The 12,994-nt window shown below is 75.5% G+C and carries 11 protein-coding genes; 5 read left to right on the top strand and 6 right to left on the bottom strand.

Translation table 11 applies throughout. The features are described 5' to 3' along the window. Positions 1–22: 22 nt before the first annotated feature. The 4 genes from AC0VX4_RS10985 (at position 23) to AC0VX4_RS10970 (ending at position 4,729) form a co-directional block, all read left to right on the top strand. A complete protein-coding gene (locus AC0VX4_RS10985; RefSeq protein WP_010079918.1) occupies positions 23–493 on the top strand; it encodes an NUDIX hydrolase in 471 nt (156 codons plus the stop codon). Between the two features lie 58 nt (positions 494–551). Then, a complete protein-coding gene (locus AC0VX4_RS10980; protein WP_475464381.1) occupies positions 552–2,435 on the top strand; it encodes an ABC transporter ATP-binding protein in 1,884 nt (627 codons plus the stop codon). 178 nt (positions 2,436–2,613) lie between these two features. Further along, complete coding sequence (locus AC0VX4_RS10975) at positions 2,614–3,609, top strand: hypothetical protein (RefSeq protein ID WP_475464380.1); 996 nt, start codon at positions 2,614–2,616, stop codon at positions 3,607–3,609. Positions 3,610–3,727: 118 nt separating this feature from the next. Continuing rightward, positions 3,728–4,729, top strand: coding sequence for a bile acid:sodium symporter family protein (locus AC0VX4_RS10970; protein ID WP_145033303.1), 1,002 nt, complete (start codon positions 3,728–3,730; stop codon positions 4,727–4,729). A 124-nt stretch (positions 4,730–4,853) separates the two neighbouring features. Here AC0VX4_RS10970 and AC0VX4_RS10965 read toward each other — a convergent pair whose 3' ends face one another. Then, entirely contained in the window at positions 4,854–7,448 is a 2,595-nt protein-coding gene (locus tag AC0VX4_RS10965) for an ABC transporter permease (protein ID WP_475464379.1), read from the bottom strand. Beyond that, the gene (locus AC0VX4_RS10960; protein WP_475464378.1) at positions 7,445–8,278 is read right to left on the bottom strand and encodes an ABC transporter ATP-binding protein; all 834 of its coding nucleotides are present in this window, start codon (positions 8,276–8,278) and stop codon (positions 7,445–7,447) included. Before AC0VX4_RS10960 ends, AC0VX4_RS10965 begins: the two co-directional genes overlap by 4 nt. A gap of 165 nt (positions 8,279–8,443) precedes the next feature. Between AC0VX4_RS10960 and AC0VX4_RS10955 the strand changes: the two genes are divergently transcribed. After that, the gene (locus tag AC0VX4_RS10955; protein WP_475464377.1) at positions 8,444–9,019 is read left to right on the top strand and encodes a TetR/AcrR family transcriptional regulator; all 576 of its coding nucleotides are present in this window, start codon (positions 8,444–8,446) and stop codon (positions 9,017–9,019) included. A 13-nt stretch (positions 9,020–9,032) separates the two neighbouring features. On the opposite strand, the gene AC0VX4_RS10950 is transcribed toward AC0VX4_RS10955, so the two are convergent. The 4 genes from AC0VX4_RS10950 to AC0VX4_RS10935 form a co-directional block, all read right to left on the bottom strand. Beyond that, entirely contained in the window at positions 9,033–9,299 is a 267-nt protein-coding gene (locus AC0VX4_RS10950) for a hypothetical protein (protein ID WP_475464376.1), read from the bottom strand. Positions 9,300–9,632: 333 nt separating this feature from the next. After that, positions 9,633–10,325: a response regulator gene (locus AC0VX4_RS10945; RefSeq protein WP_095695091.1), complete on the bottom strand. Its 693-nt coding sequence runs from the start codon at positions 10,323–10,325 to the stop codon at positions 9,633–9,635. 56 nt (positions 10,326–10,381) lie between these two features. Continuing rightward, positions 10,382–11,725: a sensor histidine kinase gene (locus AC0VX4_RS10940; protein ID WP_136940561.1), complete on the bottom strand. Its 1,344-nt coding sequence runs from the start codon at positions 11,723–11,725 to the stop codon at positions 10,382–10,384. Positions 11,726–11,790: 65 nt separating this feature from the next. Further along, the gene (locus tag AC0VX4_RS10935; protein WP_002855372.1) at positions 11,791–12,942 is read right to left on the bottom strand and encodes an NAD(P)H-dependent flavin oxidoreductase; all 1,152 of its coding nucleotides are present in this window, start codon (positions 12,940–12,942) and stop codon (positions 11,791–11,793) included. Positions 12,943–12,994: the final 52 nt, after the last annotated feature.

Here is a 12,994-nt window from a genome sequence, read left to right as displayed (position 1 = left end):
GCGCGGGGAGGATGATGGGAGCATGAGTCCTTCCCCCTCCGACTCCGCCCGCACACCGACCGTCGCGGCCGGGGAGGTCATCCGCGTCTCCGCCGTCGTGCTGGCCCGCCCGGACCGCCGCGTGCTGACAGTCCGCAAGGCCGGCACCGCCATGTTCATGTTCCCCGGCGGCAAGCACCTGCCCGGCGAGGCCCCCGTGGACACCGCCGTCCGCGAGGTGGCCGAGGAGACCGGGCTGCGCCTGCGCCCGGACGAGCTGACCCGCCTCGGCGCGTGGGACACCGCCGCCGCCAACGAGCCCGGCGCCGCCCTGCACTCGGAGGTGTTCGCGCTGTGGCGGCCCGTCGCCCGGCACGAGGTCCCCGAGCCGACGGACGAGATCGTCGAGCTGCACTGGATGGACCCCGCCGCCCCGGCCGCACCGGGCGGGCACGGCGTGGCCCCGCTGCTGCACCCCGTGCTGGCCGCCGTCGCCGCCACGCCCCCGTTCTGACGTCCTGGCGGGCCGACCGGCCCGCGCTGATGTCCGCGCCGGCCACTAGCCTGGCCCGGTGACGTCGCTGCTTCGCATCCTGCGCTTCGCGCCCCAGCTCCACCGCCTCTACCTCGGCATCGCCGTCAGCTCCGTGCTGGCCGCGGTGCTGGCCCTGGCCACCCCGTTCCTCATCGGCGCGGCCACGGACCGGATCGTCGCCGCCGTCGCGGGGGAGACCGGTGTGGCCGAGGCCGTCACCGCGGTGACCTGGCTGGCGGTCGCGTTCCTCTCCGTCGAGGTGGCGACCACCCTGGTGGTGAGCGTGGGCGGCTACTGGGGCGACGTGATGGCCGCGCGCATGCGCACCATCCTCTCCACGCGGTACTTCGAGCAGCTGCTGCACCTGCCCCAGCGGTACTTCGACACCGCGATCACCGGGCGGGTCGTCAACCGGTTGAACCGCACCATCAACGAGCTCACCCAGTTCCTGCAGTTCTTCGCGAACAACGCGTTCACCATGCTCATCACCACCGCCGCGGTGCTCGTGATCACGGCGTTCTACTGGTGGCCGCTGGCGATCCTGCTGGCCGTCGTCTTCCCCGTGTACATGTGGCTCACCGCGCGGACCTCCGCGAAGTGGCAGGTGTGGGAGGGGGAGAAGAACACGGAGGTGGACATCGCCTCGGGGCGGTTCGCCGAGGTGGTCTCGCAGATGTCCGTGGTGCGGGCCTACAACCGGCAGGATCACGAGCTCACCGGGTTCCGCGACCGGTTCCTGCGGACCGTGGGGATCACCCGGCAGCAGTCCCGGTTCTGGCACGGCATGGACGCCGGGCGCCGGCTCGCCCTCAACGTGGCCTTCGGCGCGATGTACCTGATCGTGTTCGTCCGCACCGCGCAGGGCCTGTTCTCCGTGGGCGACATGGTGATCCTCCTGCAGCTGATGAACATGGCCCGGCAGCCGATCTTCTCCATGAGCTTCCTCGTGGACTCCGCCCAGCGCGCCGTCGCCGGGTCGAAGGACTACTTCGAGGTGCTCGCCGAGGAGCGCGAGCGGGCCGGCGGGGCGGCGCTCGCGGTGGCGAGCGCGAGTGCGGAGTCGGCGAGCGCGGACGCACCGCGCGTGCCGGCGGAGCCGCGGGCCGACGTCGTGCCGGGTGCGCCGGACATCCCCGCGGACGTGCCGGCCGTGCGCTTCGACGACGTCTCCTTCGCCTACGACGCCGACGCCTCCCGCCCCGTGCTGGACCGCGTGTCCTTCGACATCCCGCAGGGTGCCAGGGTGGCGCTCGTGGGCGAGTCGGGCGGCGGGAAGTCGACCATCGCGCACCTGCTGCTGGGGCTGTACCCGGTGACGAGCGGACGCATCGAGGTGTTCGGACAGGACGTCGCCGGGCTGGACCTGGCCACGCTGCGCGGGCGGATCGCCACCGTGTTCCAGGAGCCGAGCCTGTTCTCCGGGACGGTGCGCGAGAACATCGCCTACGCGGACCCCGACGCCTCCGACGAACGCGTCCGGGCCGCCGCCGAGGCCGCGTACGCGCACCGGTTCGTGGAGGCGTTCGACGACGGCTACGAACAGGTGATCGGCGAGCGCGGGCTGCGGCTGTCCGGCGGGCAGAAGCAGCGGATCGCGGTGGCGCGGGCCGTGCTGAAGGACGCGCCGATCCTCGTGCTGGACGAGGCCACCTCCGCGCTGGACACGAAGTCCGAACGGCTCGTGCAGGCGGCCCTCGAGGACCTGATGGTGGGACGGTCGAGCCTGATCGTGGCGCACCGGTTGAGCACGATCGCGTCCGTCGACCGGATCGTCACGCTGCGCGGCGGGCAGGTGCAGGAGATCGGGACCCCGGCCGAGCTGGCCGAGTCCGGCGGGATCTACGCGCAGCTGCTCGAGCTGCAGAGGGCCGGCACCCAGGAGGCCCGGAAGATGCTGAAGGAGTACGGGCTCAGCGGCTGAGGCCGGAATCTTCTGCGGATCTGACCCTTCCGGGCGCTGCGCGGCGGCTCAGAAGGGTCAGATGTGCAACGGATTCCCCGCACTCGGCAGCACGCCCACGACGACGTCGGCCCGGCGCCGCCGCACGGCCTGTGGACAACCGGGCCCGCCGGCGTCGGGAGCGAGCAGGATCGGGGCCATGCGCGTGCCCGGACCCTTCCCCGCCCACCTCCAGGACGCCCCGTTCACGCGGGCGGAGGCGCTGGCCGCCGGGGTGTCGGGGTCGCGGCTGCGCAGCCGGGACGTCGAACGCGTCGCGCACGGCCACTACCGCTGGATCGGTCCCGTCACCGGGGTGACGCCGCCCGCGCGTCCCCTCGCCACCGAGCTGTCCCGGCTGCAGGACCTGGCGGCGATGCGTCCCGACGTCGTGGTGACCGGAGAGTCCGTGGCCCGGCTGCTGGGCTGGCCCCTCCCGGACGACGTCCAGGCCCGGACGCGCCCCACCGTCCTGCGGTCCCGCACCCGCCGGGTGCTGCGGGAGCCCGGCGTGCGCACCCGGCTCGTGGACCTGGACCGCCTCATCGTGCGGCGGGACCGGCTGCACGGGCTGCGGTGGACCTCGCACGCCGACACCTGGTTCCACCTGGCCACCGTCCTGGACCGGGACGCGCTCGTGGCGGTCGGAGATCGCCTGGCACGGGAGGACGAGCGGCGGGGGAAGGTCGCGCTGGCCACCCGCCGCGAGCTCGACGCCGCGCTCGAGCGGCACACGGGAGAGGCCGGGATCGTGCGGGCGCGGGAGGCGCTGGCGCTCGTGCGCACCGGGTCCGACTCCCCGGCCGAGACCGAGCTGCGCCTGGCGCTGATGGCCGCGGGGCTGCCCGAGCCGGACCTGCAGATCGAGCTCTGGGACCCCGACTACTCGCTGTGGCACCCCGCGAGCGCGGACCTCGGCTACCGGCGGTGGCGGATCGCGATCCACTACGAGGGCAAGACCCACGACGGCGCCGCGCAGGTCGGCAAGGACACCCGCCGGGACGCGGTGTTCCTGCGTCAGGGCTGGCTCAACATCCGGGTGGCGGGGACGGACCGGTGGCGGGGATTCGTCGAGACGGCGGCGCTGGTGCGGGCCGCAATCGCGGAGCGTGGCGGTCCCGACGCCGGTGGCGCGGAGGATCGTCTGCGGACCTGACCCTTCTGGGGCGGGAGCGGACGTCCAGAAGGGTCAGGGGCGCAGAAGATTCCGGAAGGCCGACGACGGCGCCGCGTCACGCGACGACGCACCGCGGTCGCGCTCCTACCATGACGGGATGACCGCACCGGATCCCGCCCCCACCGACGCCCGCCGCGCGGAAGACCGCTCCGCACGCATCGCCGTCACCGTCTTCCCGCTGCTGGTGCTGGCCGCCGCGCTCGTGGGCTTCCTCGCCCCGACCGCCGCGAAGACGCTGCTGCCCCAGGTCAACCTGTTCCTCGGGATCATCATGTTCGGCATGGGCCTGACGCTGACCCTTCCGGACTTCGGCCTCGTCGCCCGCCGGCCGCTGCCCGTGCTGCTGGGCGTGGTGGCGCAGTACGCGATCATGCCGCTGCTGGGGCTCGGCGTCGCCGTCGTGCTCCAGCTGCCGCCCGAGCTCGCGGCGGGCGTGATCCTCGTGGGCTCGGCCCCGGGCGGCACGTCCTCGAACGTGGTCAGCTACCTCGCCCGCGCCGACACCGCCCTCTCCGTGGCCATGACCTCCGTGTCCACGCTCCTGGCCCCGCTGCTCACGCCGCTGCTCACCCTGTGGCTGGCCGGCCAGTACATGGCCGTCGACGGCGGCGCCATGGCCAAGTCCATCGTGAACATCGTGCTCCTGCCGGTCCTGGGCGGACTCGTCGTGCGCCTGCTGCTGCGCCGCGTCGTCGACCGCGTGCTGCCCGCCCTGCCGTGGGTCTCGGTGGTGTTCATCGCGCTGGTGGTGGCCGCCGTCGTCGGGAACAGCGCCTCCCGTGTGCTGTCGGCGGGCCTGCTGGTGTTCGCAGCGGTGGTGCTGCACAACGGGCTCGGCTACCTGCTCGGCTACGGCGCGGCGAAGCTGTTCCGGCTGCCCACGCCCGTGGCGCGCACGGTCTCGATCGAGGTCGGCATGCAGAACTCGGGCCTGGCCGCGGGCCTCGCCGCGCAGTACATCTCGCCGGCGGCAGCCCTGCCGGGCGCCGTGTTCTCGATCTGGCACAACCTCTCCGGGGCCGTGCTCGCGATGGCCTACCGCCGTTCCGACGGCCGGCGTGCCAGCGGCCAGGGCGCGACGGATCGTCTGCGGAACTGACCCTTCTGAGGCGGGATCGGACGTTCAGAAGGGACAGATCCGCAGACGATTCCGGACGGTCGACGACGGCGCCGGGGCCGCGGGGCGGAGCTGTGCGGGGTGGCCCGGCTCGCGCTCCGCCCCCTCACACCGCGGCCAGCCCCGCCACCGGGCTCAGCCGGGCCGCTCGATGCGCGGGCAGCAGCGACGCCGCCAGCCCGGCCAGCGCCGCCACGGCCACCACCAGCCCGAGCTCGAGCCACGGCACGGACACCGGCACGAGGGCCGTGCCCTGCAGCTGCCCGGTGATGTCGCCGAGCACCAGCTGCGATCCTGCCCAGCCGTAGAGCCCGCCGAGTCCGACGCCCAGCAGCGCGGCCACGCCGGCGATCAGCACCGCCTCGATGGCGATCATCCGGCGCAGCCCGCCCCGGCTCAGCCCGAGCGCCCGCAGCAGGGCGTTCTCCCGGGTGCGCTCGATCGTGGACAGGCTCAGCGTGTTCGCCACGCCGATCAGAGCGATGAGCACGGACACCGCGAGCAGCGCCACGACGATCCACATGACCAGGTCGACCATCTGCGCGTACACCGACCGCTCCGGCGCGCCGCCGCCGAGGGCCTCGGCCTGCAGCCCGTCGATCGCGCCCACCTCGTCGACGAGGGTGCGCAGCTGGGCGCCCGCCACGGAGTCCTCGAGGGAGAGCATCACCTGCGACGTCGTCGCGGCCTCCTCGCCCCCGCCGGCGCGGTCCCAGCCCAGCGCCTCGGCGTCCGCGACCGTCATGTACCCGGCGTCCCCGAACGACCCGGCCGAGACCGACGCGAACTCGCGCGCCCGGCCGCCGACGTCGACGCCCACCGGCTCCCCGCTGGGCCGCGCCGAGAGCACGGTGCCGGCCGTGCCGAGCCGGTCCCGGTCCTCGGCGGCGACCGCGCCCACGACGTCCCGCAGGCCGTCGGGCTCGACCGCGTACACCGGCATCTCGTCGTCGGTCTCGCCGACCGCCCACGCGGCGGCGGCCGTCTCCACGCCCGCGACATCCCGCACCTGACGCACGAGCTCGGGCAGGTCCGCGCCCTCCTGCGCCTGCACGGTGAGGTCGACGGGGTACTGCTCGTCGAGGAGGGTGTCCAGCTGGTCCTGGGCGGTGCGGCCGCCCACCAGGAACAGGGTGACGAGCGTCGTGCCGATCAGCAGGGCCGACGCCGTCGCCGCCGTGCGCGAGAGCTGGCGGACCGCGTTCAGCCCGGCCAGCCTGCCCGGCACCCCGGCGGGACGGGCGAGCACCGAGGCGGCCTTCACCGCGGCGGGCACGAAGAGTCCGGCCAGCAGCAGCACGCCGAGGAAGCTCACGGCGCCGCCGCCGATGGCCGGGAGCGGCCACTGGTTCAGTGCTCCGGCCAGCATGAGGGCGCCGCCGCCCAGGGCCAGCACGAGACCGAGCACCAGGCGCAGCAGGCCGACGCGCGAGTCCGCGGTGACCTCCTGCCGCGGCTGCATGGCCTGCAGGGGGCTGACGCGGGTCGCGGCCAGGGCGGGGCGCAGGGCGGCGAGCACCGTGACGAGCACGCCGACGGCCACGGCGACGCCGAGCCCCGGCCACGACATGCCGAACCGGGCGGCCCCGCTCTCGGGCAGCGTCCGCACGACGGCGATCAGCCCGGCCGTCAGCCCGACCGCGAGGCCCGCGCCGAGCACCGAGCCGATCAGTCCCACGACCGCCGCCTCGGCCAGCACACCGCGCCGCACCTGGGCCGCGGTGGCGCCGAGGGTGCGCAGCAGCGCGGACTCGCGGGTGCGCTGCGCGACGAGCACCTGGAACGTGTTGGCGATGACCAGGCCGGTCACCAGCAGGGCCAGCGCGGCGAACCCGCCGAGCACCCAGCCCATGACGTTCGCCCCGGCCAGGTCGGTGACACGTTGCCGCACGGCTTCGTCCGGGGTCGAGACGGTCGCCGAGACGGACGCGTCCGCGAGCACCGCCTCGACATCCGCCCGGACCCGGGAGGCGTCCGCGCCGTCGGCCAGGGCGATCTGCAGCTCCTGGGCGGCGGACGCCGCGTTCTCGCCCGTGCCGGCGCCGGCCCCCGTCATGGGGTCGACGACCCCGCGTCCGGCCCACACCTGCGGCATGGCGGAGAGCAGCGGGTTCGAGGTCTGTGTGCTCAGGCCGACCACGCGGACCTCCGAGGTCACTCCGTCCGGCAGTCCGAGGCGCAGCGCGTCGCCGACTCGCACGCCCAGACGGTCGGCAGTCGCCTCGTCGAGGGCGACCTCGTCGTCGGCGTCCCACGCGGGGAATCGGCCGACCTGGGTCTCGACGCCGGTCAGCTCGGTGTGCTGGGGCGTCGGCAGCAGCATGCCGACCTCGTCCTTCGGGCCGATCTCCACGTAATCCCGAGTCCCGGCGTAGGCCTCGGCCACGCCGTCGACCGCCCCGATCGGCCCGGGCTCGTCCGGGGTGCCGGCGAGCTGCGGCAGGCGCATCGCGGCCGGCAGGTCCTGCTCGGAGACGTCCTCGTCGGGGGCGGCCGCCTCGTCGTCGGGCAGCACGACGAGGTCCGCATTCGCGTACGCCGAGCCCATCGAATGCGTCATGGTCGCCTGGCTCGACGCGCTGACCAGGAACGAGGCGGCCAGGAACGCCGTGCCGATCAGGATCGCCAGCACGAGGGAGACGTACCGGCGCGGCTGGGTCCTCAACTGGGACAGGGCCAGCCTCCGCATGGGGGCGCTCACAGCGACTCACCCGCGCTCACGCGCGTGAGGGCCTCGGCCACGGCCTCGGCGGTGGGCTGGTGCAGCTGCCCCACGAGCGCGCCGTCGGCGAGCATGAGCACGCGGTCCGCGGCGGAGGCGGCCACGGGGTCGTGGGTGACCATGATGACGGTCTGGCCCATCTCCCGCGCGGACCGGCGCAGCAGGCCGAGCACCTCGGCGGAGGTGGCGGTGTCCAGGTTGCCGGTGGGCTCATCCCCGAACACGACGTCCGGTCGGGTGAGCAGGGCGCGGGCGACGGCGACGCGCTGCTGCTGACCGCCCGAGAGCTCGTGCGGTCGGTGGCCCAGCCGGTCCGCGAGGCCCAGGGCCCGGGTGATCTCCTCCAGCCACGCACGGTCCGGGGTGCGGCCGGCCAGCTCGAGCGGCAGCACGATGTTCTGCTCGGCCGTGAGCGTGGGCACCAGGTTGAACGCCTGGAACACGAAGCCCACGCGGTCGCGGCGCAGGCGGGTCAGGGCGGTGTCGTCCAATCCGGTGATCTCGGTGCCGCCGATCCTCACGGAGCCCGAGGTCGGCGCGTCCAGCCCGGCCAGGCAGTGCATGAGCGTCGACTTGCCCGAGCCCGAGGGCCCCATGATCGCGGTGAACGCGCCCGAGGCGAAGTCCACGTCCACCCCGCGCAGGGCGTGCACCTGCGCGTCACCGCGCCCGTAGGCGCGGGTGAGGCCGCGGGCGCAGACGGCGGGCGCCGTCGTCGTGGTGGCGGACGACGACGGCGTGCCCGGCCCCGGCGCGACGGGGCCGGGGGTCGTGGGGGTGGCGGGGTGTGCGGGGGAAGCGGTGTCCATGGCGGCCACTCTCCCGCGCGGACCCGGCGGAGCGGATCGGAGGAGGGGACCACCTCCGCGGGCGGCGGGTCATGCCCGGGGATGAGGCGGGCCGGCGGGGCGTGGACCCGAGGGCGTCGGGTCCCCGCCGCCGGGCGGTGCGGGGCGGAGTGGGATGATGGGGACATGAAAGCCGACGCCCGCGCCAACCGCCAGGACCTCCTGGCGGCCGCCGGCCGTCTCATCACGACCCAGGGCGCGGCGATGTCCCTGCGCGGGGTGGCGCAGGAGGCCGGGGTCGGCGTGGGCACGCTGTACCGGCACTTCCCCACGCGTCGGGATCTGCTGGACGCGGTGCTCGAGGACGTCGTGGCCCGCACCGGGGGGATCCTGCAGGCCTTCCTCGACGGGGCGGGCGGGGACGAGCACGGCGGCGGGGCCGAGGCGCGGTGGCGGCGGCTCGCCGAGGACCTGGGGGCCGTGAACCTGTCCTCGCTCGCGGCCGCCCGGGACGACTTCGACCCCGCCGACCGGCCGCCCGAGGCCCTCATCGCCGAAGCCGAGCGTGTGATCCTCGAGCTCGCGGACCAGGTGGTGGCCGAAGCGCACCGCTCCGGGCTCGTGGGCCCGGCCGTGACCGGGGCGGACTACCTGTTCGGCCTGCTCATGGTCACCCGGTCGCCGGAGGGCGAGCTGCCGGGCTGCGGTCCGAACCAGCGAACCTGGCTCCTGGACACGTACCTGCGCGGCCTGCGGCCCTGAGGGCGCGGCCGGGTCAGTCGCCGGAGGCCTCGTCCTCCAGGACGGGGCGGGCGGTGGCCCACGCGACGGCGCCGGCGAGCAGGCCGGCGCCCGCGGTGAGCGCCAGGCGCAGCAGCCCCTCGACCCCCGTGAACAGGCTCAGGCCCAGCATCACGACGGCGGCCGTCGCCAGCGCGACGAAGAAGGCCACGCATTCGCTGTCCCGCTGCGCCTGCTCGGCGGCCGCGTCGGAGGCGCGGGACGCCGTCGGGGTGGGGTGGTCCAGGATGCTGCCGGTCATGGTGCCTCTCCTCCAGTGCGCGTCGGGCCGGGGCGGCCGTCGGCGCGTGCACCCCGGCGGCGGACCCGTTGCGGGGCCTGCGTCCAGCATCGCGGAGCGGGTGGGCGCACCGGCAGGGCCATGAGGATGAACCTCGGGGCGCCCGACTCATACCCAGGTATGACCTGTGATTGTGCTGACAGGTGCCTGGGGAAGGCCTCAGGCAAGGGCCCCGCCGCCCAGGCCGACCGTCGAGGCCCGCAGACACGCCGCTACGACGACGGCGTAGCGGCGTGTCTGCGGGCCTCGACGAGGGGTGAGGCAGGGGGCAGGGACTGAAGCGGGGGCGCCGGGTCAGAACTGCACGAGGCCCGCGCGGTGGGCGATGAGCACGGCCTGCACCCGGTCGCGGGCGCCGAGCTTGGCCAGCACCCGGCCGACGTGCGTCTTCACCGTGGCCTCGGAGAGCACGAGCTCGGCGGCGATCTCCAGATTCGCGGCGCCCTGCGCCATCAGCACCAGCACCTCGCGCTCGCGCGGGGTCAGCGACGCCACGGCCGCCTGCTGCTCCTCGCACTCCGCGCTGCGGACCTGGTCCGAGCGCAGGCGCGGGGCCATGTGCGTCAGGAGCCGGCGCGTCGTGGACGGGGCGATCACGGCGTCGCCCCGGTGCACCGTGCGGATCGCGGCGAGCAGCTCCTCGGGCGGGGCGTCCTTGAGCAGGAAGCCGCTGGCGCCCGCCTCGATCGCGTCGAACGCGTACTCGTCCAGGTCGAAGGTGGTCAGCACCACGACGCGCGGGGCGTCCGGCCGGCGCAGCAGGGCGCGGGTGGCCTCGATGCCGTCCATCTCCGGCATGCGCACGTCCATCAGCACGACGTCGGCGCCCGCCACGGACACCGACGCCACCGCCTCGCGCCCGCTCCCCGCCTCCGCCACGACCGTCAGGTCCGGCTGCGAGTCCACGAGCATGGCCAGCCCGGAGCGGATCAGCGCCTGGTCGTCCACCAGGGCCACGCGGACGGGGACGGTCTCCTCGGAGCTCATGGGGTCATCCTCTCAAGTCGGGTGGGGTGAGCGGGTGGGACGGGGGCGGCCACCCCTCATACCGCCGAGTACGGCAGGTGGGCGGACACGCGGTACCCGGCCCCCACGCGCGGCCCCGACTCGAGCGTCCCGCCGAACAGGGCCGCCCGCTCGGCGGCCCCCCGCAGTCCCTGGCCGCTGCCCCGGGTGGCGGGGTCGGCGGCGGCGCCGCAGCCGTCGTCGTCGATCTGCAGGTCCAGGCCGCGCGGCGTCCAGGCGAGCGTGACGAACGCGTCCGCGTCCGGCCCGCCGTGGCGCAGCGTGTTGGTCAGCGCCTCCTGCACGATCCGGTACGCGGCCAGCTCACCGCCCGCCGGCAGCGCACGGCGGGGCGTGCCGGTCTCCAGCAGGGACACCTCGAGTCCGGACAGGCGCATCGTCTCCACGAGCGCGGGCAGGTCCGCGAGCCGCGGCTGGGGCCGGCGGCCCGGGGGAAGGCGGGTGCCGCGGCCGTCGGGGGAGGCGACGACGTCGGCGGCGGGCCGCCGGGCGTCGTCGTCCGTCACGCCGGGCACACCGGCCACGGTCTCGCCGGTCTCGCGGAGCACGCCGAGCAGCTGGCGCATGTCCGCGAGCGCGGAGCGGCCGGTCTGGCCGATGGTCTCGAGCGCGGTGACCGCGAGCGCGGGTTTGGCGGCGGCGGCGTACCGGGCGCCGTCGGCCTGGGAGATGATCACCTGCAGGGAGTGGGCGACGATGTCGTGCATCTCGCGGGCGATGTGGCTGCGCTCGTCGGCGGCGGCGAGCTCGCGCTCCTGCCGGGACTGCACCTCGAGGCGGTGGGCGCGGTCCTCGAGGGCGCGCACGGCGAGGCGGCGGTTGCGCACGACGTCGCCGAACGCCCACGCGGTGAGCACCATGAGCCCGCAGCCGATCGCCATGATGACCATGGCCAGCGGCTCCGCGGGGGAGCGGACGATGAGGCCGTCGGGGGTGACGAACTGCGCCGGGAACAGCCACACCTTCACCCCGTTGGCCACGCCGCCGACCAGCCCCGTGAGGAGCCCGGCCACGGAGATGCTCCGGGGCGCGTTCGCGGCGAGGTTGTAGACGGTGAGCGGCACCATCAGCAGGGACAGGCTGAACTCGGGCCCGGCGAGCAGGTGCAGGACGGCCGCGGCTGTCACGACGGCGGCCGAGGCCACCGGGCGCACCCGACGCACGGCCCACGGCAGGACCATGCCGGCCCCGGCCAGGAGGGAGACGGCCGTCTGCCGGCCCTGGGGGTCGGGGGCGACCATCGGCCCGAGCGCGATCCACGGCAGCGCCACGAGCACGGTGAACAGGGCCGCGGCGGCCATCACGTCCGTGCGCACGGGGTGCAGGCGCGTCCACTGGTCGAGGCGGCGCAGGGGGTTCACGCGGGCCAGCCTAGGCCGCAGGCCGAGGGACCGGCGTCAGTCCGCGGGATGATCCGGGGCGGTCCTCAGGGCGCGAGGGAGGCGAGGACGTCGGCGGCCGGCGCCTCACGGACCCGGTGCGCCTCGGTGCCGGCCCACAGGTGGACGCGCTCGAGGTCGCCGGCGGCCGCGGCGGCGGCGCGCAGCCCCTTCGTCAGGACGTTGACCTCGGGGTACGCGGCGGGGGCGTCCGGGTGCTCCGCCATGAACGCGGTGGCCAGCGACCGCGCCCACCGCCCCGTGTAGGCGCGGGTCAGGGCGGTGCGGGCCCGGCCGTCGTCGGCGGAGAAGCGTGTCCCGGCCGCACACGCCGCGACGGCGGCCCGGTGCGCCGCCGAGGTGCCTGCCTCCGGGGTGAGGAGAAACGCGGTGCCGGCCGCGACGGCGTCCGCGCCGGCGGTCAGCAGGGCGCGCACGTCCTCGACGGTGCCCACGCCGCCCGCGGCCACCACGGGCACGGCGCTCGGGGCCCCCGTCCCGACGACGTCCCGCACCGCCGCCAACACCGCCGGCAGCTCGGCGCGGGTCGGCTCCGCGGCCGGGTTCGACGTGCCCCGGTGCCCGCCGGCGCGGTGGCCCTGCACCACGAGGAACGCGGCGCCGTGCTCGAGGGCGGCCCGGGCCTCGGTCGCGTCCGTCACGGTGGCCCCGGCCGGGATGCCCGCGGCGGCCAGCCGGGCGAACACGTCCGCGGCCGGCAGGCCGAACGTGAAGGAGACCAGCGGCCACGCCTGCTCCTCGGCGGCGGTGAGCAGGGCGTCGAAGTCGACCCGTTCGGCGTCCGGGTCCGGGACCACGTCCGCGGCGGTGGGCAGGTCGGCGGCGCCGTCGGCCGTCAGGTCCGCCCGGTACGCGGCGACCGCCGCCGCCCGCGCTGCCCGTGCCGCCTCCGTGCGTGCGGCGGCGGGGATCGCCGTGTTCACCGCGTCCGGGACGAACAGGTTCACGCCCCAGCGGTCCGGCCCCTCCGCGCCCAGCAGCGCGCGCAGCGCGTCCACCTGCTCGCGCATCTGCGTGGCCGTCCGCATGCCGCCGGCGAGGAACCCGCCGCCGCCGGCGCCCACGACGGCGGCCACCAGCTCCGGGGTCGAGGGGCCGCCGGCCATCGGGGCCACCGCCACGGGCACGGGCGGGATCAGACGGGCGCGGGTGACGTCGTCGTGGGATGGCTGCGTCATGACCCCCAGCGTAGGGGGGAGGGCCCGGCCCCGCCCCGCGCCTACAGTGGGG

The organism is Micrococcus sp. 63XJN7_8_ISO-PGPR-S23-253 (assembly GCF_056173425.1).
Note: the sequence above shows the minus strand (reverse complement) of the source record. Positions and strands in the feature narration are given on the sequence as shown.

Excerpts from the sequence above, each read along its gene's own strand:
- AC0VX4_RS10945 (WP_095695091.1), bottom strand. The coding sequence starts at position 10,325 with ATGAGCTCCGAGGAGACCGTCCCCGTCCGCGTGGCCCTGGTGGACGAC.
- AC0VX4_RS10935 (WP_002855372.1), bottom strand. The coding sequence starts at position 12,942 with ATGACGCAGCCATCCCACGACGACGTCACCCGCGCCCGTCTGATCCCG.
- AC0VX4_RS10975 (WP_475464380.1), top strand. The coding sequence starts at position 2,614 with ATGCGCGTGCCCGGACCCTTCCCCGCCCACCTCCAGGACGCCCCGTTC.
- AC0VX4_RS10950 (WP_475464376.1), bottom strand. The coding sequence starts at position 9,299 with ATGACCGGCAGCATCCTGGACCACCCCACCCCGACGGCGTCCCGCGCC.
- AC0VX4_RS10955 (WP_475464377.1), top strand. The coding sequence starts at position 8,444 with ATGAAAGCCGACGCCCGCGCCAACCGCCAGGACCTCCTGGCGGCCGCC.
- AC0VX4_RS10985 (WP_010079918.1), top strand. The coding sequence starts at position 23 with ATGAGTCCTTCCCCCTCCGACTCCGCCCGCACACCGACCGTCGCGGCC.
- AC0VX4_RS10960 (WP_475464378.1), bottom strand. The coding sequence starts at position 8,278 with ATGGACACCGCTTCCCCCGCACACCCCGCCACCCCCACGACCCCCGGC.
- AC0VX4_RS10970 (WP_145033303.1), top strand. The coding sequence starts at position 3,728 with ATGACCGCACCGGATCCCGCCCCCACCGACGCCCGCCGCGCGGAAGAC.